The organism is Desulfuromonas carbonis, assembly GCF_054658035.1.
This window is the reverse complement of sequence record NZ_BAAHXR010000001.1, coordinates 42,244-63,002: the sequence shown is the minus strand read 5'-3', so window position 1 is coordinate 63,002 and position 20,759 is coordinate 42,244. Positions and strand designations below refer to the sequence as shown.

Sequence of the window (20,759 nt, the reverse complement as noted above, 5' to 3'; positions counted from 1 at the left end):
ACCTTTTTTGCTGTTTCTGTGATCCAATTTATCCCCTGCATCCCTGTAAATAAGTTTTTCAATGTTTGTCAGGATTTGTAATGAAAAACATTCTGGTTACCGGCTCCGCTGGTTTTGTTGGGAAGAACTTGGTCGAAACCTTGCGTCTGCGCAAGGACATTGAGCTGACCACCTTCGATATCGAGGATGACCCAGCCGTTCTCACCAAGGTACTGCCGCAGGCCGATTTCATCTTTCACCTCGCCGGCGTCAATCGTCCCAGGAATGAAGAAGAATTTCGCACCGGCAACACGGGCTTGACCGAGGAGATTGTCGGCGGTCTTCACCAGGCGGGAAGAGTGGTGCCGGTTGTGCTGTGTTCCTCGACCCAGGCGGCGCAGGAGAATCCTTATGGTGTGAGCAAACGCGCCGCCGAAGCGGTCATCTTCGCCTACGGGCAGGCGACTGGTGCGGGGGTCTTTGTCTTCCGCCTGCCCAACCTTTTCGGTAAGTGGTGCCGGCCCAACTACAACAGCGCCATTGCCACCTTTTGCCACAATATTGCCCACGACCTGCCGATCCAGGTCAACGACCCCAATTTCACCCTGACATTGGCCTACATCGATGATGTGGTGGCCGCCTTCATCGCGGCGCTCGACGGCCAGGCGACGATCCGTGATGGTTACGCCGTGGTCGAACCGGTACATACCATCAAACTCGGTGCCGTTGCCGACCTGATCCGCAGCTTTAAAGGAAGCAGGACCGATCTCAGCCTCCCCGACCTCGCCGATCCTCTGGCAAAAAAACTCTACAGCACCTATCTCAGCTACCTGCCCACCAATCAGTTCAGTTACCCGCTGAAGATGAACGTCGACGAGCGTGGGTCCTTCACTGAGTTCCTCCGCACCCCAGACCGTGGTCAGGTCTCTGTCAACATCTCCAGACCGGGGATCACCAAGGGAAACCACTGGCACCACACCAAGAACGAGAAGTTCTTGGTGGTGAAAGGGCAGGGGGTAGTCCGCTTTCGAAAAATCGGCAGCGAGGAGGTCATCGAGTACCCGGTCTCCGGTGAGAAGCTAGAGGTTGTCGATATTCCAACCGGGTATACCCATAACATCAGCAACACCGGCGAGGGGGACCTAGTGACGGTGATGTGGGTCAATGAACCGTTTGACCCTGAACGGCCGGATACCTTTTTCGAACCGGTCTAAAAGCCAGCCACGAATGTCACGAATAGACACGAATCAAGGGCTAATACATCAGGAACTTGCTTATGCTGTTATGGGCGCAGTTTTGAGGTCCATAATGTCCTGGGCGGTGGGTTTCTTGAAAAGGTTTACGAGAACGCCCTGATCGAGGAACTCCGTCTTCGGGGGATCGAGGCGGAGGGGCAAAAAGAATCCTGATTAGCCCTAATTCTCAGCTATGACACATTCTGTCGCACAGGAAGCATAGAGTTTGGCCATGGAACCCATGAAAAACAAGGAGGTTAGCACCCATGGCCATCAATCGTATCCAGTTTCAACCGGGGCTGAGCTTGGCTGATTTTCTCAAAGACTACGGTACGGAAACCCAATGCGAGGCGATCCTTGAGCACTCGCGCTGGCCCCAAGGATTTGTCTGCCCAGCATGCAGTGCAAGCCGCGCGGTCCAGTTCCGGCGAGGACAGTCGAAAATCTTCCAGTGCAGTCGCTGTCGAAAACAGATCTCTCTGATTTCCGGAACGATTTTTCATGGGAGCAATCTACCGCTGACCCAGTGGTTTCTTGCCCTCTACTTTATGACACAAGGCAAGTCCGGCCTGTCGATGCTGGAGATGAGACGTATGCTGGGCTTGAGCTACAAGGCGGCTTGGCGACTCAAGCACAAGCTCATGCAGGCGATGTTCGAACGCGAAGAGACAACGGTTCTGGGTCAGCGAGTCGAGATCGACGATGCCTACTTGGGCGGAGAACGCTCCGGCGGGAAAGTCGGTCGCGGTTCGGAGAACAAAGTTCCCTTCATTGCGGCGGTGGAAACGAGTCATGACGGCCATCCGCTGCGAGCGGTTTTTAGCCGGGTGACGACCTTCAGCAGCCATGACGTTGATCAATGGGCCAAGAATCATTTGGCACCGACGGCGCTGGTCGTTTCTGATGGCCTGAATTGCTTCCGCGCGGTCACCAAGACTGGGTGCTACCATCAGCGAGAGGTGGTTGGTGATCAACGCAGAAGTACCGACATGGGCTGCTTCCACTGGATCAACACCATCCTGGGCAATCTTAAGACGGCCATGGCCGGAACGTATCATGCGTTTGACTTCGACAAATATGCGCATCGCTATCTGGCCGAGTTTCAGTACCGGTTCAACCGGCGGTTTGACCTACGCAGCATGCTGTCAAAGCTGCTATTCGCCTGTGTCTCAATCGGCAAGCGGCCCGAGGCCTGGCTTCGCCGAGCTGAGAATTGGACCTAATCAGGAAAAGAATTGGTGGTTTGGTTCAAGGGGAAACAGGTCGGCAGATACGTTGCCGACATTGTCGTCCAAAACCAGATTCTCCTTGAACTTAAAGCGGTTGATGTTCTGACCAGAGTACATGAAGCGCAAATGCTTAATTACCTGGGGGCCACCGGCCTTCGACTGGGGTTGCTTCTTAACTTTGGCAAGGAGCGGGTTGAGAGCAAGCGCATGGTTCTCTAGGTTACTAACAACCCAAGAGACTTGTGGTCATTCGTGCCATTTGTGGCTAAAGGGGTAGCTGTGAAAAAACTGAAAGTAATAACCGTCGTCGGTACCCGCCCTGAGATCATCCGCCTCTCCCGGGTGATGGCGGCGCTCGACCGCTACGTGGATCACATCCTGGTGCACACTGGACAGAACTACGATTACGAACTTAACGAAGTCTTCTTCTCCGACCTTGATATCCGCAAACCAGACTACTTCTTGAGCGCCGCCGGCGCCAACGCGGCTGAGACGATCGGAAACACCATCATCAAGCTTGACCCGATCCTGGCCGAGGTGAAGCCGGAGGCGCTCTTGGTGCTGGGTGACACCAACAGCTGCTTGGCGGCGATCCCAGCCAAGCGGCGGCAGATCCCGATCTTCCACATGGAGGCCGGTAACCGCTGCTTCGACCAGCGGGTTCCCGAGGAGACCAACCGCCGGATCGTCGACCACACCGCCGACATCAACCTGACCTATTCGGACATCGCCCGCGAGTATCTTTTGCGTGAAGGTCTGCCGCCAGACCGGGTGATCAAGACCGGGAGCCCGATGTTCGAAGTGTTGAACCATTACGCCGACAGGATCGATGCCTCCGACGTCCTCTCCCGCCTGAATCTTGCGCCCCTCGACTACTTCGTGGTTAGCGCTCACCGTGAGGAGAACATCGAGTCGGACCGCAACTTCTGCAACCTAGTGAAGATTCTCAACGGCCTTGCCGAGAGGTACGGCAAGCGGGTAATCGTCTCGACCCATCCCCGCACCCGCAACCGGGTCAACCGGCAGGAGATCGTCTTTCACGACAAGGTGGAGCTGCTCAAGCCGCTCGGTTTCTGTGATTACGTCCATCTGCAGAAACATGCCATCGCCGTTCTGTCGGATAGCGGCACCATCAACGAGGAGTCATCCATCCTCAACTTCCCGGCTCTCAATATCCGCGAAGCTCACGAGCGGCCGGAGGGGATGGAAGAGGCGGCGGTGATGATGACCGGGCTGAGTGTCGAGCGGGTCTTTCAGGGGCTGGCGGTACTCGAAGGGCAGGGGAGGGGGGAGGACCGGCTGCTGCGCAGGGTTGCCGACTACTCGATGCCGAATGTTTCCGACAAAGTGGTACGGATCATCCTCAGTTACACGGATTACGTCAATCGTGTGGTGTGGAAGAATTTCTGAGGCCATGCGTATTCTAATACTCTCTCAGTTGTTTGATCCGGAACCAACCTTCAAAGGTCTGGCCTTCGCTCGGGAATTGACCCGTCAGGGCCACGAGGTCGAGGTCCTGACAGGATTTCCTAACTACCCCGGGGGGAAGGTGTATCCGGGGTATCGTGTCAAGTTGGTGCAGCGGGAAACCGTTGACGGTATCTCCGTTATCCGGGTACCCCTTTACCCAAGTCATGATGGCTCCAGCATCCGACGTATCCTGAATTACCTCAGTTTTGCCTTCGCTGCTGCTCTGCTGGGTCCACTGCTGGTCAAACCAGCCGATATCGTCTATGTCTACCACCCGCCGGCCACGGTGGCTCTACCCGCCATCATGCTGAAACTTTTGCGGCGCATGCCTTTTGTGTATGATATCCAGGACCTTTGGCCCGATACCCTGGCGACAACCGGGATGCTGAACAATTCCACCCTGCTGAAGTGTGTTGAACTCTGGTGCCGTTTAATCTACCGTATGGCCGACCACTTGATTGTGCTTTCGCCGGGGTTCAAAAAACGGTTGCAGGAGCGAGGTGTCCCAGCCGGGAAGATTTCCGTCATTTATAATTGGTGTGATGAATCTCAGATCACGACGATGGCACGCGTAGAAGCTGCTGGGCGTGAGCCGGCAATGGTCGGTCGATTCAATGTAGTATTTGCCGGAACCATGGGGAAGGCCCAAGCACTGGACGCTGTGCTGGAAGCCGCCGATCTGGTTGGAGCAAAAAATTCTCACGTTCAATTCGTTTTCATTGGCGGTGGCATCGAAGTTGACCGCCTTAAACGGCGAGCCGAGTCGATGAGCCTGACCAACGTCGTATTCCTGCCCCGTCGCCCCATGTCTGAAATCGGTTCCGCTTTGTCCATGGCCGATGCGCTGCTGGTTCACCTAAAGGACGACCCCCTCTTCGAGATCACTCTGCCATCAAAAACCCAAGCTTACCTGGCAGTTGGCCGTCCTATTATTATGGCGGTCCGTGGAGACGCCGTCGATCTGGTGGAAGCGGCAGGAGCGGGAATATGTTGTACCCCGGAAAATGCTCAGAGCATCGCCGAGGCCATTGGAAACCTGGTAGCCATGCACGAGGACGTTCGGGAGGAGATGGGAAGGAAGGGTGCGGACTTCTATCGGCAGGAACTGGCTCTGACTGCCGGGGTGCAGAGGTTTGAACAGATCTTCCAGACCATAATCTGAATGATCAGGCTCTGATGACAAAACGACTCTTCGATTTTATCGCTACCGCAATTGGCATTTCCCTGACCGGAATTGTGTTACTTCTCCTGAGCCTGTTGGTCCGCGTGAAGCATGGTAGCCCTGTGCTGTTCCGGCAGACCCGCCCTGGTTTGCGCGGAAGGCCCTTTGAAATGTACAAGTTCCGCACCATGACTAATGACCGCGACTTCGCCGGTAACTTGTTGCCGGACGATCAACGTCTGACCCCCTTCGGCAAGTTCCTGCGCTCTACCAGCCTTGATGAACTCCCCGAGTTGATCAATGTTCTCAAGGGCGATATGAGCCTCGTAGGACCTCGCCCCCTGCTGATGGAATACCTCGACCGCTATACCCCTGAACAGGCCCGCCGCCACGAAGTGCGCCCCGGTATCACTGGCTGGGCACAAGTTAACGGGCGCAACGCCATTAGCTGGGAGGAAAAATTCAAACTCGATGTCTGGTACGTGGACAACCGTTCCCTTTGGCTCGACATCAAGATTCTCTGGATGACCTTCGCCAAGGTCTTCAAGCGGGAGGGGATCAGCCAGGAGGGGCAGGCGACGATGGAGAAATTTATGGGGACTTCAAAGGAGGGTGACAAATGAGCGGAAGATTGATCGGCGTCTATGGAGCCAGCGGTTTTGGTCGGGAAGTACTCCCGTTGGTTCGCATGGCAGTTGAAAACTCCTCTGGGGAGTTTGAGATCGTTTTCATCGATGACAATGCAGACTCATGCGAGATAAATTCCACTCGGATTATTACATATGAAAAGTTTTTCGCAGAACCGGCTTCATCAAAATCTGTTACGGTGGCTATAGCCAACAGCCGGGTGCGCCAAAATATTTTCGGTAAACTTGCTGAGGACGGCATCGGTCTGCTGGATGTTAAGGCATCCAATGTTGTGGTGATGGATCAGGTCACCCTGGGCAATGGCGCCATTCTCAGCCCATTTGTCACCTTGACCTCAAACATCCGTATTGGTACTGGATTTCAGGCAAATATATATAGTTATGTAGGGCATGACTGCGTTATCGGCGACTTTGTGACTTTTGCACCCAGTGTCAAATGTAATGGAAATATCGAAATTGGCGATCACGCCTATATTGGCACCGGTGCGATAATTAAGCAGGGTCGCCCGGATAAGCCCATGAAAATTGGCGCCGGAGCCATCGTTGGTATGGGGGCCGTCGTCACAAAAAACGTTCCTCCCGGCGAAACGGTCGTTGGCAATCCGGCGAGACCTTTGTCGAGAAGTGCGCTAAAGGGGTAAGGCAGATGAGCTTGGACATATATTTTTCTCAGGCCGATATTGAGAAGTTGGAAATCGGTATGTCAGCTTCCTATTCTCAGACCATAACAGAGGCGGATATCGCCCTCTTTGCCGGGGTATCCGGTGATAAAAACCCGGCTCATGTCAATGACGAGTACGCTCAAGCTTCCCGCTTCAAAAGACGGATTGCGCATGGGTTGATTTCGGCATCCTTTTTTTCGGGGCTTCTCGGAACAAGATTGCCGGGACCTGGGTGTGTCTACACCTCCCAGACCTTGAACTTCAAAAGGCCGGTTTATATCAATGAGACGGTTACCGCTACCATTACTGTGACTGAGATCGACTTGAAATCGCGCCGAGTCAAACTCTCTACTATTTGCAAGGTTAAGAAAAAGACCGTAATCGAGGGTGAGGCAGAAGTTTACATCCCTTAAAATTCATCATGCTTTCTCTATCTCTCCCTGGTGACTTCATGCTCAATACCTCCTTCGCCCCTTGGCCCTCCTTCACCCACGAGGAGGCCGAAGCCGTCCATCGCGTCCTCCTCTCCAACCGTGTCAACTACTGGACCGGAACCGAAGGTCGCGAGTTCGAGAAGGAGTTCGCCGCCTTCAGCGACTGCCGGCATGCCATCGCCCTCGCCAACGGCACCGTCGCCCTCGAATTGATCCTCGCCGGCTACGGCATCGGCCCCGGCGACGAGGTGATCACCACCGCCCGCACCTTCATCGCCTCGGCGAGCTGCATCGTCATGCGCGGCGCGACGCCGATCATCGCCGATGTCGACCCGGTGAGCCAGAACCTGACCGCCGAGACGGTCCGGCCGCTGATCACCCTGCGGACGAAGGCGATCATCGCCGTCCACCTCGCCGGCTGGCCCTGCGACATGGATCCATTGCTGGAGTTGGCCAGGGAGCATGGCATCAAGGTCATCGAGGACTGCGCCCAGGCCCACGGCGCCCGCTACAAGGGGAAACCGGTCGGCTCCCTCGGCGATGCGGCGGCTTTTTCCTTCTGCCAGGACAAGATCATGACCACCGGCGGGGAAGGGGGGATGCTGACTACCAATGACAGCGCCCTCTGGGAAAGGTGCTGGGCCTTCAAGGACCACGGCAAGAGCTTTGATGCGGTTTACAATCGGGAGCATCCGGCAGGTTTTCGCTGGCTCCATGAATCATTTGGGACGAACATGCGCATGACCGAGATGCAGGCGGCGATCGGGCGTATTCAGCTGCGGCGGTTGCCCGAATGGGTCGCCACCCGGCGCCGGTATGCCGCGCTGCTGGACGAAGGCTTCTCCCGGTTGCCGGAGCTGCGCGTGACCCTGCCCCCCGAGGATATTTTTCACGCCTATTACAAGTATTACGTTTTTCTCCGCCCGGATCTGGTTTATACTGCCACCCCGACCCCGGGACGTGACCTGCGCGACCGGCTGATCGATGCCATTAACGCTGCAGGTGTCCCATGCTATTCCGGAAGTTGCAGTGAAATCTATCGCGAGCAGGCTTTCAGGGAGGCCGGCCTGGGGCCCCGGGCTCCGTTGCCCATTGCCCGGGCCTTGGGGGAGACCAGCTTGATGTTTCTTGTTCATCCGACCCTGGACGAGGGGGCTATGCTGACTACGGTCGCGGCCGTCGACACGGCCGTGGCTGCCCTGCCGGCATAAAAAACGTACAGTTTTCGTTAAATATGGATTTTTGGGGGAATCTGTGAAGGAACTGATCAGAGAATACAGGTTTTGGGTTATTCTTGTCTTTAAGATACTCATTCTCGTATCCGCACTGCTGCTCTCCTATCTCCTGCGGTTTGATTTTCGTATCCCTCCCAACCACTTGCGTTCCATCCCCGCCCTCCTGCCGATTCTGGTCGTTGTGAAAATGGCGGTTTTCTGGGGCGTGGGAACCTTTCGCGGCTGGTGGCGCTACGCCTCGATGGCGGACATTCTGCTGCTCGCCCGGGCCAACCTTTTCGCCTCCGTTGCCCTTATTCTCGTCCTTTTCTTTTCCCATCGCCTCGGCAATATCCCCCGCTCGATCCTGGTCCTCGACTGGATAATCTGCTTCTGTATGTTAGCCGGTACCCGCTTTTTAACCCGTGCGTTGCGGGAGAACTATCTCCCGTTTTTGGGGAAGAATGGCAACGGCGGTAGGCGCATCCTGATCGTAGGCGCCGGCAGCGCTGGCCAGATGATCGCCAAGGAGATCCGGCAGAACCCGGCGCTGAACAAGACCATCGTCGGTTACGTCGATGACGATGCCGACAAGCTGCGGCGGACCTTTGCCGGCTTTGAAGTCCTCGGCACTCAGAAAGACCTCCCCGCCATCTGCCGGCAGCACCAGGTTCAGGAAATCATCGTCGCCATCCCCTCGGCGACCGGCAAGCAGATGCGGACAATTGTCGATCACTGCCAGACTCTCGGCGTCGCCTTCAAGACCCTCCCCGGCATCAGCGACCTCATCGACGGCCGGGTTTCGATCCAGCAGGTGCGGGATGTCGACCTGAATGATCTCCTCGGCCGTGAACCGGCGCACCTCGACCTTGAGCTGATCCGCTCCTTTCTGGAAGGGAAGCGGATCTTCATCACCGGTGCCGCCGGCAGCATCGGCAGCGAGATCTGCCGCCAGGTCTGCCGTTTCCGTCCCGCCCGCATCATCCTCTTCGACCACGCCGAGTCACCCCTCTTCTCCATTCACAACGAGCTGGCCCGGGAACATCCGGAGCTGCGCCACACTGCCATTGTCGGTGATGTTCGGGACCGGGCGCGGATCCAGGCCCTCTTTGACGAGTGCCAGCCCCAAGTGGTTTTTCATGCCGCCGCCTACAAGCACGTGCCGCTGATGGAGCACAACCCGGCCGAGGCGGCCAACAACAACGTGCGCGGCTCGCGGGTCATGGCCGATGCCGCTGATGCCTGCCACTGCGAGGCTTTCGTCATGGTCTCCACCGACAAGGCGGTCAATCCGACCAACGTCATGGGGGCGACCAAACGGGCGGCGGAGCTTTACGTCCAGGCCCTGGCCCGGACCAGCCGCACCCGCTTCGTCACCGTCCGCTTCGGCAATGTCCTCGGCAGCGCCGGCAGCGTGGTGCCGATCTTCAAGAAACAGATCGCCGCAGGAGGGCCGGTGACCGTCACCCATCGGGATGTGACGCGCTTTTTCATGACGATACCGGAAGCGACTCAGCTGGTGCTGCAGGCCGGGAGCATGGGACAGGGGGGGGAGATCTTCCTCCTCGATATGGGCGAGCCGGTGAAGATCGTCACCCTTGCCGAGGAACTGATCCGGCTTTCCGGCTTCACTCCCTATGAGGATATCGAGATCCGCTTTAGCGGATTACGCCCCGGGGAGAAGCTCTTCGAGGAACTCCTAATTGCTGGCGAAGGGGTCAAGCCGACCAGTCATGAGAAGATCATGGTCGCCGAATCGACCCCTGTCAATCGCGCCCACCTGGAGCAGCAGCTCGAAGAGCTCTACCAGATCCAGCGCGCTCTCGACCAGGCCGGGGTGGTGGCGAAGCTGCGGGAGATCGTGCCGGAATATTGCCCGGAGAAGGCTGGCGCCCAGCGCCACGCATCCTGAAAGGATGGCGGGATGTCGAAAGCTGGTGGTTGCACAATGAGTACCCGGGGGGAGCTGCTAGCCGGCCGGTTCGGCGAGAGGATATTTTCCCCCTGCGCAGGAGGCAACCATGGGTGACGGGCAGACGACCCTGCAGCAGCTGAAGGAAAAGATGGCGGATTTCGTCCGCGAGCGGGATTGGGAGCAGTTCCACACGCCGAAGAATCTCTCCATGTCGATCGCCATCGAGGCCGCCGAGCTGATGGAGCATTTCCAGTGGCTGACCGTCGAGGCGTCAAAGAACCTTCCTGCGGAGGCGTTGGCCGACATCGGCGAGGAGCTTGCCGACATCGTCATCTATTCCCTCTCCCTGGCCAATACGCTGCAACTCGATCTCGCCGATACCGTCCTCGCCAAAATGGCCAAGAACATCCGCAAGTATCCCTCCGACCAGGTCCGCGGCAAATCCCACAAGTACACCCATTATCAAAAGCAGCTGCCGGAAGATCCGGAAGCCTGAGGTCCCCCGCCACCCGAAGGCGTCCATGAAACCGGCGAAAAAATACAGCCAGGCGGCGCGGCTCCACGACGTCATCCGCATCCTCGAGGCCCGCTACGGGGCGACCATCGACGAACTCGCCGAGGAGTGCCGGGTGACGCGGCGTACCATCTTCCGCGACCTGCAGGCGATCCGCGACGCCGGCTACCCGCTCGTTTCGGAGCGCGAGAGTGACGGCCGCGTCCTCTACCGCTTCATCACCGGCTTCAAGAAGATCCCGCCGATCACCTTCTCCCTGCAGGAGCTGATGACCCTCTACCTCGGCCGCGGACAGCTCGCCTTTCTCGCCGGGACCCCGTTCCAGGACGATCTCGAGGCGATCTTCGCCAAGATCCGCTCCAGCCTGCCGCCGCGCAGCGTCGCCCATCTCGAACGCCTCGCCGCCGCGGCGGCGCCCCGCTTCCAGGGGCTGCGCGACTATTCGGGCAAGCGGCAGATCCTGGAACAGCTGCGCGACGCGCTCCTCTTCCAGCAGCGCTGCCGCCTGCACTACGCTCCCCCGCATCGGGAGGTCGAAGAGTACCTCTTCGACCCCTACACCCTCCTTTTTTTCAGCAACTCCCTCTACCTCGGTGGTTATGCCCACAATCGCCAGGCGCTGCGCCTCTTTCTGGTCGATCGTCTGCAGGGGGTTGAGGTGAGCCGGGAACGCTTCGAGGTCCCCGAGGATTTTGCCATCGCCGACCTGACCGGCAGCGCCTTCGGCCTGATCGACGAGGCGCCACAGCAGATCCGGGTCCGTTTCGCCGAACCGATCGCCCACCTGATCCGCGAACGCACCTGGCACCCCAGCCAGGTGATCGAGGAACACGCCGACGGCAGCCTGACCCTGACCTTTCACGCCGGCGGCGAGAAGGAACTCCTCGCCTGGCTCTACTCCTACCTCCCCCATGTCCAGGTCCTTGAACCTCCGTCGTTGCGAAGCGCTTTCCTGCGCGGACTGCAGCAGGGGCTCAGCTTGCAGGGACCCCCGTGACCCCCGTGACCCCCGTCGCTCATCGCTGAAGCATAGTGACGCATTCTGTCACACCTCCTCGCTAGGGTAGCATCAACAGCACAGCCAAACTCAGCGACAGGAGGTGTCCCATGCTCTATCTGGCAACCGGCAACCTGGAGAACGACCCCCTCTATTTCGACATCCAGGCGATCGAGGAGCGACGCTACCGCGGTCATCCCTTTTTTGCCGTCAGTGGTATCTGTGGCGACGGGCGCATGGAAGGGGAGGTGCTGATCGAAGTCGGCGCCGAGACGACCGTTACCTTTGTCGACGACTATCTCGCTCCCCTGCGATTGCGGGAATTTTTTCAGCGCCATGACCGCGGGCGGGTGACGGCGGCTTTGTGCCAGGCGCTCGCCGACCTGCAGGTCTGCCTGCAGGGAATCCCCGGGGAAACGAAGTCCCGGGTCCTTGGCTGCTCGGCCCAGGGGCGCTGGCTGCCGCAGCGGGCCCGGACCTGGGGCGAACAGCTGGAACTGCCGCTGGTGATCGGGGAGGAACGGGTGACCTGGGGGCGGCAGGCGGCCTAGCGTTGCTGCTTTCCGCCATTGCTTTTCATGGCGTGCTGGGGTAAAAAAGGGGCTGCCCTTTCGTCCCGAGGATACGCCATGCGTCAGCTCGTGCTCGCCTCCACCAGCCCTTACCGCAAGCAACTGCTGCAACAGCTCGGGCTCCCCTTCATCACCGCCTCGCCCCTCTACTTCGAGGAGCTCGACCAGACGGTGGCGCCGGAGCTGCTGGTCAAGCATCTCGCCCTGCACAAGGCCGAGAGTCTGGCGAAACATTTTCCCGAGGCGCTGATCATCGGCGCCGACCAGGTCTTCGTCGATGCCCGGCGCCGCATCGTCGGCAAGCCGGGGAGCCCGGAGAGGGCGGTGGAGCAGCTCAAGGGGATGGCCGGGCGCAGCCACACTTTTTATACCGGGATCGCCCTCTTCGACGCGGCGGCCCAAACGGTGGCCACCGATTTCGATACCTTCACCGTCACCCTGCGCCAGCTGACGGAGACCCAAATCCGCAGCTATGTCGAGCGGGAAAACCCGGTCGACTGCGCCGGTTCCTTCAAGATCGAGGGGCTCGGCATCGCCCTGATGGACCACCTCGACGGGCGCGATTACACCACCCTGATCGGGCTGCCACTGATCAAGCTCACGCAGATGCTCGAACAGTTCGGAGTCCACATCCTGTAAAATCAAAAGCGCGGCGAGCAGCAAAGCGATTCCGGAGCCTGGTCCCGGAACCGTCCTCCTCTGCCGCTCCCCCGTTTCTCTTGCCCGGGTTTTTATGAAACACGCCGATTTTGTTCACTTGCACCTGCACAGCCAGTACAGCCTCCTCGACGGCGCCATCAAGATCGGCGACCTGATCGAGCGGGCCAAGGAATTCCGCATGCCGGCGTTGGCGGTCACCGATCACGGCAACATGTTCGGCGCCATCGAGTTCTACGAGAAGGCGATGGCCGCCGGTATCAAGCCGATCATCGGCTGCGAGATCTATGTCGCCACCGGTTCCCGCTTCGAAAAGGGGAACGCGCGCAGCTCCTCCGACGCCTCCGGTCACCTCGTCCTCCTCTGCCAGAACCTCACCGGCTACCGCAACCTCTGCGCCCTCGTCTCCTCGGCCTACCGCGAGGGGTTCTACTACAAGCCGCGGGTCGACTGGGAGCTGCTCCAGGAGCGCAACGCCGGCCTGATTGCCCTGAGTGCCTGCCTTGGCGGCGAGCTGCCGACCCTGATCGGCAATGGCCGGATGGCGGACGCCAAACGGCGCGCCGGCGAGATCGCCGCCATCTTCGACGACAACCGCTTCTACCTCGAACTGCAGGAGAATTTCCTCCCCGAGCAGGAAACCGTCAACCAGGGGCTGATCGAGATCGGCCGCGAGCTCGGCCTGCCGCTGGTGGCGACCAACGACTGCCACTACCTCGGCCGCGAACAGGCCTTCGCCCACGAGGTGCTCCTCTGTATCCAGACCGGCAAGACCATGGACGACCCCTCGCGGATGCGTTTTTCCAACGAGGAGTTCTACGTCAAGAGTCCGGCGGAGATGGCCGAGCTCTTCAAGCATGTCCCCGAGGCGCTGCGCAGCACGGTGGAGATCGCCGAGCGCTGCAACCTCGAACTCGATTTCAAGACCTACCACTTCCCCCAGTACGAGGTGCCGGCCGGCAAGAGCCTCGACGATATCCTTGAGGAGCAGTCCCGTCACGGGCTCGACGAACGCCTCACCAACATCCGCAAGCTGCGCCCCGACTTTTCCGCCGAAGAGGAGCAGGGGTACCGGGAGCGGCTCGAACGGGAACTCGCCTGCATCAAGCAGATGGGTTTTCCCGGCTACTTCCTGATCGTCGCCGATTTCATCAACTGGGCCAAGGACCACGACATCCCGGTCGGCCCGGGGCGTGGCTCGGCCGCCGGGTCGCTGGTCGCCTACGCCATCCGCATCACCGACATCGACCCGATGCCCTACCATCTCCTCTTCGAGCGTTTCCTCAACCCGGAGCGGGTCTCGATGCCCGATATCGACGTCGACTTCTGCATCTACGGCCGCGAGCGGGTCATCGATTACGTCCGCCAGAAGTACGGCAGCGAAAACGTCGCCCAGATCATCACTTTTGGCACCATGCTCGCCAAGGGGGTGATTCGCGACGTCGGCCGGGCGCTCAACATGCCCTACGGCGAGGTCGACAAGGTCGCCAAGCTGGTCCCCGGCACCCTCGGCATCACCCTCAAGGAAGCCCTCGCCCAGGAGCCGAAGCTGCGCGAGCTGGTGGAGAAGGACCCGAAGATTAAGCAGCTCTGGCCGATCGCTCTGGCCCTTGAGGGGCTGACCCGCCACGCTTCGACCCACGCCGCCGGCGTCGTTGTCACGCCGCGGCCGCTCACCGAATACCTGCCGCTCTACACCGATCCCAAGTCGGGGGCCCAGGTCACCCAGTACGCGATGAAATTCGTCGAGAAGTGCGGGCTGGTCAAGTTCGACTTCCTCGGCCTGAAGACCCTCACCGTCATCGACAACGCGGTCAAGCTGATCCGTGGCGCTAAGGATCCCGCCTTCGACATCACGCTGCTGCGCGACGACGACGAGCTCTCCTACCAGCTCCTCCAGGCCGGCAACACCACCGGCGTCTTCCAGCTCGAATCGAGCGGCATGAAGGAGCTGCTGATCAAGCTCAAGCCCTCCTGCTTCGAGGATATCATCGCCGTCTGCGCCCTCTATCGTCCCGGCCCCCTCGGGAGCGGCATGGTCGACGATTTCATCCAGCGCAAGCACGGCCGCAAGGCGATCACTTACGATCTGCCGCAGCTCGAGCCGATCCTCAAGGACACCTACGGCGTCATCGTCTACCAGGAACAGGTCATGCAGATCTCGCGGACCCTGGCCGGCTACTCCCTCGGCCGTGCCGACCTGCTGCGCCGGGCGATGGGGAAGAAGGACCCGGCGGTCATGGCCAAGGAGAAGGAACCCTTCCTCGCCGGCGCCAAGGCGCAGGGGATCGACGCCAAGAAGGCGGAAGGGGTCTTCGACCTGATGGCCAAGTTCGCCGAGTACGGCTTCAACAAGTCGCACTCGGCCGCCTACGCCCTGATCGCCTACCACACCGCCTATCTCAAGGCCCATTTCCCGGTCGAGTTCATGGCGGCGCTCTTGACCGAGGACATGGAGAACACCGACAAGGTGATCAAGAACATCTCCGAGGTGCGCGCGATGGGGATCGAGGTCCTCCCCCCCGACATCAACGCCTCGGAGCGCTCCTTTACCGTCCACGACAAGTCGATCCGCTTCGGCCTCGGCGCCGTCAAGGGGGTCGGCAGCACCGCCCTCGAGTCGATCGTCGAGGCGCGCCAGGAGCAACCTTACCTCTCGCTGCACGACTTCTGTGAGCGGGTCAACCTGCAGAAGGTCAACAAGAAGGTGGTCGAGGCGCTGGTCAAGTGCGGCGCCCTCGACTCTCTCGGCGGCAAGCGCTCCCAGTACATGGCGGTCCTCGAAGAGGCGATGGAGATCGGCCAGAAGGTCCAGCGCGAGAAGGCGATGGGGCAGGAGTCGCTCTTCGGTACCGAGGAGATCATCTCCGCCGGCGGCAACGGCTACGGCCAGCTGCCGGCGCTGGAAGAGTGGGCCGAGAACATCCTGCTCGGCTTCGAGAAGGAGGCCCTCGGCTTCTACATCACCGGCCACCCCCTCGCCCGCCACGCCGCCTCGATCAAGCGCTTCGCCACCTGCAGCACCGCCGAGCTGGCCGAGCGCACCGACAAGGAGGAGGTCAAGGTCTGCGGCATCGTCGCCGGGCTTAAGGAGCTGGTGACCAAGAAGGGGGACCGGATGGCCTTTGTCACCCTCGAGGATCTGACCGGCTTTGTCGAGATGGTGGTCTTCCCCGAGACCTATCTGGCGGCGATGGAACTGCTCAAGAGCGAGGAGCCGCTGCTGGTCTCCGGCACTCTCGATATCGGCGAGGAGAGCGTCAAGCTGATGGCGAGCGAAGTCCTTGCCCTGCGCGAGGTCAAGGAGCGTCTCACCAGCAAGGTTCACTTCCGCCTCACCACCCCCGGCCTCGACGAGGCCCAGCTGCGGGCGCTGCGCGATATCATGGCGCGCCACCGCGGCAGCTGCGCGGCGCTGATTCACCTGGTGATCCCCAACCGCAGCGAAACCCTGCTCAAACTCCCCGAGAACCTGGCGGTGGCGGCGAGCGATGAAATAATGGATGCTACGGAAAAGCTTTTTGGCTATAATGTCGTCACTTTTGAGTAGCGCAGGCCGCGGCCGCGGGCTAGCGGCCGGCGGCAGGAGGCCGAAGGGGCGACCCTTTGGCCTTTCGCCGTGTGCCGAATAAACAAGGAGTTCCTATGCAGTTTTACCTCGAATTCGAAAAACCCCTCGTCGAGCTGGAGCAGAAGATCCGCGAGCTGCGCGAGTATTCGACCGACAAGGTCGATTTCTCCGGCGAGATCAGGAAACTGGAGAAAAAAGCCGAAAAGCTGCGCGAGGAGATCTTCTCCAACCTCAGCCGCTGGCAGCGCACCCAGCTCGCCCGCCACGTCAACCGCCCCTTCACCCTCGACTACGTCCAGCACATCTTCACCGACTGGTTCGAGGTCCACGGTGACCGCAATTTCCGCGACGACCCGGCCATTGTTGCCGGCTTTGCCCGCTTCGACGGCCAGCCCTGCTGCGTCATCGGCCACCAGAAGGGGCGCGACACCAAGGAGAAGGTTTACCGCAACTTCGGAATGCCCAATCCCGAAGGCTACCGCAAAGCGCTGCGGGTAATGCAGATGGCCGAGCAGTTCAAGCTGCCGATCTTCACCTTCGTCGATACCCCCGGCGCTTTTCCCGGCATCGGCGCCGAGGAGCGCGGCCAGGCTGAGGCGATCGCCCGCAACCTGCGGGAGATGGCGGCGCTGACGGTGCCGGTCATCACCACCATCACCGGCGAGGGGGGCTCCGGCGGAGCGCTCGGCATCGCCGTCGGCAACCGCGTCATGATGATGGAATATTCGGTCTACGCGGTCATCTCGCCGGAAGGGTGCGCGGCCATCCTCTGGAGCGACGGCACCATGGGACCCCAGGCCGCCGAGGCCCTCAAACTCACCGCCACCGACATCCAGGAGCTCGGCTGCGTCATCGACGATGTCATCCCCGAGCCGATCGGCGGGGCCCACAACGACCACGCCCTGGCTGCCGCCAACGTCAAGTCGTTCCTCAAGAAACACTACCTCGAGCTCAAGGAGCTCACCCCCGAGGAGCTGGTCGAACAGCGCTACCAGAAGTTCCGCGCCATGAGCCAGGTGCAGGAGTAAGGGCGAGCAACGGGCAACGGGTAAAGAGCAACGAGCAACGAGCAACGAGTCACGAGTCACGAGTCACGAGTCACGAGTCACGAGTCACGAGTCACGAGTCACGAGTCACGAGTCACGAGTCACGAGTCACGAGTCACGAATCACGAATCACGAATACTTAAACCACAGGGATGGACGGGATGACCAGGACGAAATTTGCTCCTCCGACACCGTATCATCCCTGTTTTTATGCCGGGGCGGGTCATGGCTGAAATTGCCGTCGTCGGCCTCGGCCAGTCCTCCCTCGACCTGATCGGCCGCCTCGAAAGCTACCCGGCGGTCGACGAAAAAGCCGAGCTCGACCAGTTCCTGATCCAGGGGGGCGGACCGGTCGCCACCGCCCTCGTCACCCTCGCCCGGCTCGGGGTCGGCACCGCGCTGGTCGGCCGCTGCGGCGACGACGAGCACGGCCGGCGCATGCGGCGGGAGCTGGAGCAGGAGGGGGTCGACTGTCGCTGGCTCGACGCCGAGCGCGGCGCCAGCAGCCAGCTCGCCTTTATCGCCGTCGACGGCGGCGCCCGGCGCACCATCTTCTGGCACCGCGGCAGCGCTCGGCCGCTCCATGCCGCCGAACTCTCGCCGCAGCTGCTGGCCGGGGTGCGGGTGCTCCATCTCGACGGCCTCCAGGCCGAGGCCTCCCTTGCCGCCGCCCATCGCGCCCGGGCCGCCGAGGTGACCACGGTCCTCGATGGCGGCACCTGGCGCGCGGGGACGCGGGAGCTTCTCCCCTATATCGACCACCTCGTCGTCAGCGAGCGCTTTGCCCGCCAGGTCACCGCCGGCGGCCCGGTCGAAGCGGCCCTCGAGCCACTCCTCGAGTACGGCGCCCGCGCCGTCACCGTCACCCGCGGCGCCCGCGGCAGCATCACCCGCACCCAGCGCGGCGGCGAGTTCCATCAGCCGGCCTTTGCCGTCACCGCCGTCGATACCACCGGCTGCGGCGACGTCTTTCACGGCGGTTATATCTACGGTCTGCTGCAGGAGTGGCCGCTGCCGCAGACGGTCCGCTTCGCCGCTGCCTGCGCCGCGCTGAAGTGCCGCGCCCTCGGCGGGCGCACGGCGATCCCGCGGCGGGACGAGGTGGAAGAGCTGTTGCAGGCCCAGCCTGCCATCTGATCGCGGAGGGATAACATGAGACGCTACCTGCCATTGCTTGCCCTGGCGCTGCTGCTCCTTGCCGGCTGCGCCGCCGTTCCCTACCAGTACACTCACAACGTCGAGGCGCCGGATACGGTCAACCTGAGAGCGGGGGAGCCGCAGATCGAGCGCGGCCGGCCGGTCGCCTTCCTCGATGGCATCGGCCACTACTTCTTCTCCCTGCCGAGCAAGCTGATCCTCTGGAACTGGAGCGTTGACAACCACGATATTTCGCCGGAGACCGAAGAAGCGCTCAGCAGCTACCTGGCCGCCAACGACCTCCCCAGCGTCAAGGTGCGTCTCAACCAGTACGCGCCCGGCGGCGAATGGCGGCGGCTGGTGAAGAACCGCTCGGTCAACGGCTTCTGGCGCTACACCATCGGCGCCATCACCACCACCTTCTACACCATCCTGCCGGGACGGGTTTTTGGCGGCGACAACTACAACCCCTTCACCAACACCATCAATATCTACTCCGACCACACCGCCATCGTCGTTCACGAAGGGGGGCACGCCAAAGACTTCGCCCAGCGTGAATACAAGGGGGTCTACGCTGCCGCCCGCATGATCCCGCTCTTCCCCCTCTATCAGGAGGCGATCGCCACCGGCGACGCTATCGGCTACGACCGTGCCGAGGAGCAGCCTGCGGAGGAGAAGAAGGCTTACAAAGTCCTCTATCCGGCCTACGGCACCTATATCATCGGCGAGGGGTTGGGGATCGCCTCCTGGTTCACGCCGATCTCCTACCCGGTGCAGCTCGGCATCCAGCTCGCCGCCGCGATTCCCGGCCACATCGTCGGCCGCATCAAGGCCGCCAACGTCGAGGAGCCACAGCCCCCCCTGGCGCCCGCCGTCGCCGGAGTCCAATGATGCGTCGTTCCCTGCCCGGCCTCTTTTTCGCGCTTTTGCTGCTCCTCCTCGCCGCTTGCGGCGGGCCGACCTACACCACCCGCGTCATCGACACCCCGGAAGGGCGCGAGCTCAAGGGACACCAGAAACCCTACACCGTCAACGGCCAGCGCTACGACCCGCTGCGCAGCCACGAGGGGTTTGTCCAGGAGGGGACGGCGAGCTGGTACGGCGCCGATTTTCACGGCAAGAAGACGAGTAACGGCGAAACCTACAACATGTACGCCATGACCGCCGCCCACAAGACCCTCCCGCTCGGCGTCTTCGTCCGCGTCACCAACACCGCCACCGGCAAGCAGGCGACAGTGCGCGTCAACGATCGCGGCCCCTTCGTCAAGGGACGCATCATCGATCTCTCCTTCGCCGCTGCCAAGGCCCTCGACGTCGTCGGCCCCGGCACGGCGCCGGTGCGGGTCGAGGCCCTCGGCTACCAGGAGAGTGATACCCCGGGCCAGGTCGTCTACCGCCAGCCGGTCAGCTACGACATCGGCCACTTCGCCGTCCAGGTCGGCGCCTTTACCGTCGCCGACAACGCCAATCGCCTCGCCGCCCAGCTGCGCGACCGTTACGGCGCCGCCAGCGTCCAGCAGGGGTACGTCGGCGGCCAGCTCTTCTACCGGGTCCGCGCCGGCAACTACACCTCCCTCGAAGCGGCCGAAACCGCCCGCGCCCAGTACGAACGCGCCGGTTATCCGAGCAGCTTCGTGGTGGCGATGGAGTAGGGGAGGGCGGTCACCTCTTCATGGGCAGATCGATGCAGGCGCTGGGAAAATTAAGGGCGGCAGCGAAGCGCCTCGGCCATGACGGCCTGACCGTCTGGTTCATCGCCCGCGACCCGCGTACGCCGCTCCCCCTGCGCTTCCTCGCCCTTGCCGTCGGCGCCTACGCCCTCAGCCCCATCGACCTGATCCCTGACTTCATCCCCCTGCTCGGCCACCTCGACGACCTGATCCTCCTTCCGCTGCTGATCCTGCTGATCCTCAGGCTGACCCCGGTCGACGTCCTCGAAGCGAGCCGCGCCCGCGCCAGCACAGTGACCGCCCGTTTCAGCAATAAAGTCGCCGCGGTGGTGATCGTGCTGCTCTGGCTTGCCCTGGCGGCCGTTCTCGGCTGGTGGCTGCTGGAGGAGGCCGGCTGGTAATCGTCTCTCTCGCTTCACGGCAAACTATCAAAATGATTGACAGCCGTCAGCGAAGAAGGTATTCAAAAAGGGTCTTTTTCGGTTCACTGGAGGGGTGACATGAAAAAAGCAAGGAAGGAAATTCAACAGCCCGCACCGGCCCAGCGCCGGGCGGGCTGTTTTTGCTTGGAGAAAAAGGCGGCAAACTGCGGATTCCGATGAAAGTTGCCAGCCGTTCCAGCGCAAAGTTGCCACTCGTTCCAAGGCA

At 61.0% G+C, this 20,759-nt stretch carries 21 protein-coding genes; all 21 read left to right on the top strand.

All coding sequences use genetic code 11. From position 1 onward, the window contains the following. Positions 1-80 precede the first annotated feature (80 nt). Positions 81-1,193: a capsular polysaccharide biosynthesis protein CapF gene (locus tag ACYQ8E_RS00315; RefSeq protein WP_066726441.1), complete on the top strand. Its 1,113-nt coding sequence runs from the start codon at positions 81-83 to the stop codon at positions 1,191-1,193. Between the two features lie 99 nt (positions 1,194-1,292). After that, positions 1,293-1,388, top strand: a complete 96-nt coding sequence (locus ACYQ8E_RS00310; protein WP_082820473.1) for a GxxExxY protein — start codon at positions 1,293-1,295, stop codon at positions 1,386-1,388. A 92-nt stretch (positions 1,389-1,480) separates the two neighbouring features. Continuing rightward, complete coding sequence (locus ACYQ8E_RS00305) at positions 1,481-2,437, top strand: IS1595-like element ISDesu2 family transposase (protein WP_066726446.1); 957 nt, start codon at positions 1,481-1,483, stop codon at positions 2,435-2,437. Between the two features lie 15 nt (positions 2,438-2,452). Further along, positions 2,453-2,662, top strand: a complete 210-nt coding sequence (locus ACYQ8E_RS00300; RefSeq protein ID WP_197463754.1) for a GxxExxY protein — start codon at positions 2,453-2,455, stop codon at positions 2,660-2,662. Positions 2,663-2,722: 60 nt separating this feature from the next. Beyond that, positions 2,723-3,853: a non-hydrolyzing UDP-N-acetylglucosamine 2-epimerase gene (gene wecB, locus ACYQ8E_RS00295; protein WP_066726452.1), complete on the top strand. Its 1,131-nt coding sequence runs from the start codon at positions 2,723-2,725 to the stop codon at positions 3,851-3,853. A 4-nt stretch (positions 3,854-3,857) separates the two neighbouring features. Further along, positions 3,858-5,075 carry a glycosyltransferase family 4 protein gene (locus tag ACYQ8E_RS00290; protein WP_459859784.1) on the top strand — a complete coding sequence of 406 codons (1,218 nt, stop codon included), beginning with the start codon at positions 3,858-3,860 and terminating at the stop codon, positions 5,073-5,075. A 14-nt stretch (positions 5,076-5,089) separates the two neighbouring features. Further along, on the top strand, positions 5,090-5,698 hold the full coding sequence (locus ACYQ8E_RS00285; protein ID WP_459859782.1) for a sugar transferase: 609 nt from the start codon (positions 5,090-5,092) through the stop codon (positions 5,696-5,698). Beyond that, complete coding sequence (locus ACYQ8E_RS00280; protein WP_459859781.1) at positions 5,695-6,363, top strand: NeuD/PglB/VioB family sugar acetyltransferase; 669 nt, start codon at positions 5,695-5,697, stop codon at positions 6,361-6,363. Before ACYQ8E_RS00285 ends, ACYQ8E_RS00280 begins: the two co-directional genes overlap by 4 nt. Before the next feature lie 5 nt (positions 6,364-6,368). Next, positions 6,369-6,797, top strand: coding sequence for a MaoC family dehydratase (locus ACYQ8E_RS00275; RefSeq protein WP_459859780.1), 429 nt, complete (start codon positions 6,369-6,371; stop codon positions 6,795-6,797). Between the two features lie 8 nt (positions 6,798-6,805). Continuing rightward, positions 6,806-8,029 carry a DegT/DnrJ/EryC1/StrS family aminotransferase gene (locus ACYQ8E_RS00270; RefSeq protein ID WP_459859778.1) on the top strand — a complete coding sequence of 408 codons (1,224 nt, stop codon included), beginning with the start codon at positions 6,806-6,808 and terminating at the stop codon, positions 8,027-8,029. A gap of 211 nt (positions 8,030-8,240) precedes the next feature. Further along, entirely contained in the window at positions 8,241-9,944 is a 1,704-nt protein-coding gene (locus ACYQ8E_RS00265; protein WP_231875401.1) for a polysaccharide biosynthesis protein, read from the top strand. Positions 9,945-10,053: 109 nt separating this feature from the next. Beyond that, positions 10,054-10,443 (top strand): nucleotide pyrophosphohydrolase, encoded by a 390-nt coding sequence (locus ACYQ8E_RS00260; RefSeq protein ID WP_066726472.1) that lies wholly within the window; start codon positions 10,054-10,056, stop codon positions 10,441-10,443. Between the two features lie 25 nt (positions 10,444-10,468). Continuing rightward, complete coding sequence (locus ACYQ8E_RS00255; RefSeq protein WP_066726475.1) at positions 10,469-11,458, top strand: helix-turn-helix transcriptional regulator; 990 nt, start codon at positions 10,469-10,471, stop codon at positions 11,456-11,458. A gap of 110 nt (positions 11,459-11,568) precedes the next feature. Beyond that, positions 11,569-12,009 (top strand): hypothetical protein, encoded by a 441-nt coding sequence (locus ACYQ8E_RS00250; RefSeq protein ID WP_066726477.1) that lies wholly within the window; start codon positions 11,569-11,571, stop codon positions 12,007-12,009. A 78-nt stretch (positions 12,010-12,087) separates the two neighbouring features. Continuing rightward, positions 12,088-12,669, top strand: a complete 582-nt coding sequence (locus tag ACYQ8E_RS00245; RefSeq protein WP_459859777.1) for a Maf family protein — start codon at positions 12,088-12,090, stop codon at positions 12,667-12,669. A gap of 94 nt (positions 12,670-12,763) precedes the next feature. Next, positions 12,764-16,237, top strand: coding sequence for a DNA polymerase III subunit alpha (dnaE, locus tag ACYQ8E_RS00240; RefSeq protein WP_066726481.1), 3,474 nt, complete (start codon positions 12,764-12,766; stop codon positions 16,235-16,237). 95 nt (positions 16,238-16,332) lie between these two features. Further along, positions 16,333-17,286, top strand: coding sequence for an acetyl-CoA carboxylase carboxyltransferase subunit alpha (locus tag ACYQ8E_RS00235; RefSeq protein ID WP_066726483.1), 954 nt, complete (start codon positions 16,333-16,335; stop codon positions 17,284-17,286). A 243-nt stretch (positions 17,287-17,529) separates the two neighbouring features. Continuing rightward, positions 17,530-18,441 (top strand): sugar kinase, encoded by a 912-nt coding sequence (locus tag ACYQ8E_RS00230; RefSeq protein WP_066726485.1) that lies wholly within the window; start codon positions 17,530-17,532, stop codon positions 18,439-18,441. Positions 18,442-18,456: 15 nt separating this feature from the next. Further along, positions 18,457-19,332 (top strand): hypothetical protein, encoded by an 876-nt coding sequence (locus ACYQ8E_RS00225; protein ID WP_066726489.1) that lies wholly within the window; start codon positions 18,457-18,459, stop codon positions 19,330-19,332. Continuing rightward, positions 19,329-20,093 (top strand): septal ring lytic transglycosylase RlpA family protein, encoded by a 765-nt coding sequence (locus tag ACYQ8E_RS00220; RefSeq protein WP_066726493.1) that lies wholly within the window; start codon positions 19,329-19,331, stop codon positions 20,091-20,093. The genes ACYQ8E_RS00225 and ACYQ8E_RS00220 overlap by 4 nt, the downstream gene beginning before the upstream one ends. 20 nt (positions 20,094-20,113) lie before the next feature. Continuing rightward, complete coding sequence (locus ACYQ8E_RS00215; RefSeq protein ID WP_231875402.1) at positions 20,114-20,512, top strand: YkvA family protein; 399 nt, start codon at positions 20,114-20,116, stop codon at positions 20,510-20,512. Positions 20,513-20,759 lie beyond the last annotated feature (247 nt).

Excerpts from the sequence above, each read along its gene's own strand:
- ACYQ8E_RS00315 (WP_066726441.1), top strand. The coding sequence starts at position 81 with ATGAAAAACATTCTGGTTACCGGCTCCGCTGGTTTTGTTGGGAAGAAC.
- ACYQ8E_RS00305 (WP_066726446.1), top strand. The coding sequence starts at position 1,481 with ATGGCCATCAATCGTATCCAGTTTCAACCGGGGCTGAGCTTGGCTGAT.
- ACYQ8E_RS00290 (WP_459859784.1), top strand. The coding sequence starts at position 3,858 with ATGCGTATTCTAATACTCTCTCAGTTGTTTGATCCGGAACCAACCTTC.
- ACYQ8E_RS00285 (WP_459859782.1), top strand. The coding sequence starts at position 5,090 with ATGACAAAACGACTCTTCGATTTTATCGCTACCGCAATTGGCATTTCC.
- ACYQ8E_RS00280 (WP_459859781.1), top strand. The coding sequence starts at position 5,695 with ATGAGCGGAAGATTGATCGGCGTCTATGGAGCCAGCGGTTTTGGTCGG.
- ACYQ8E_RS00275 (WP_459859780.1), top strand. The coding sequence starts at position 6,369 with ATGAGCTTGGACATATATTTTTCTCAGGCCGATATTGAGAAGTTGGAA.
- ACYQ8E_RS00270 (WP_459859778.1), top strand. The coding sequence starts at position 6,806 with ATGCTTTCTCTATCTCTCCCTGGTGACTTCATGCTCAATACCTCCTTC.
- ACYQ8E_RS00265 (WP_231875401.1), top strand. The coding sequence starts at position 8,241 with ATGGCGGTTTTCTGGGGCGTGGGAACCTTTCGCGGCTGGTGGCGCTAC.
- ACYQ8E_RS00260 (WP_066726472.1), top strand. The coding sequence starts at position 10,054 with ATGGGTGACGGGCAGACGACCCTGCAGCAGCTGAAGGAAAAGATGGCG.
- ACYQ8E_RS00255 (WP_066726475.1), top strand. The coding sequence starts at position 10,469 with ATGAAACCGGCGAAAAAATACAGCCAGGCGGCGCGGCTCCACGACGTC.
- ACYQ8E_RS00250 (WP_066726477.1), top strand. The coding sequence starts at position 11,569 with ATGCTCTATCTGGCAACCGGCAACCTGGAGAACGACCCCCTCTATTTC.
- ACYQ8E_RS00245 (WP_459859777.1), top strand. The coding sequence starts at position 12,088 with ATGCGTCAGCTCGTGCTCGCCTCCACCAGCCCTTACCGCAAGCAACTG.
- dnaE (WP_066726481.1), top strand. The coding sequence starts at position 12,764 with ATGAAACACGCCGATTTTGTTCACTTGCACCTGCACAGCCAGTACAGC.
- ACYQ8E_RS00235 (WP_066726483.1), top strand. The coding sequence starts at position 16,333 with ATGCAGTTTTACCTCGAATTCGAAAAACCCCTCGTCGAGCTGGAGCAG.
- ACYQ8E_RS00230 (WP_066726485.1), top strand. The coding sequence starts at position 17,530 with ATGGCTGAAATTGCCGTCGTCGGCCTCGGCCAGTCCTCCCTCGACCTG.
- ACYQ8E_RS00225 (WP_066726489.1), top strand. The coding sequence starts at position 18,457 with ATGAGACGCTACCTGCCATTGCTTGCCCTGGCGCTGCTGCTCCTTGCC.
- ACYQ8E_RS00220 (WP_066726493.1), top strand. The coding sequence starts at position 19,329 with ATGATGCGTCGTTCCCTGCCCGGCCTCTTTTTCGCGCTTTTGCTGCTC.
- ACYQ8E_RS00215 (WP_231875402.1), top strand. The coding sequence starts at position 20,114 with ATGGGCAGATCGATGCAGGCGCTGGGAAAATTAAGGGCGGCAGCGAAG.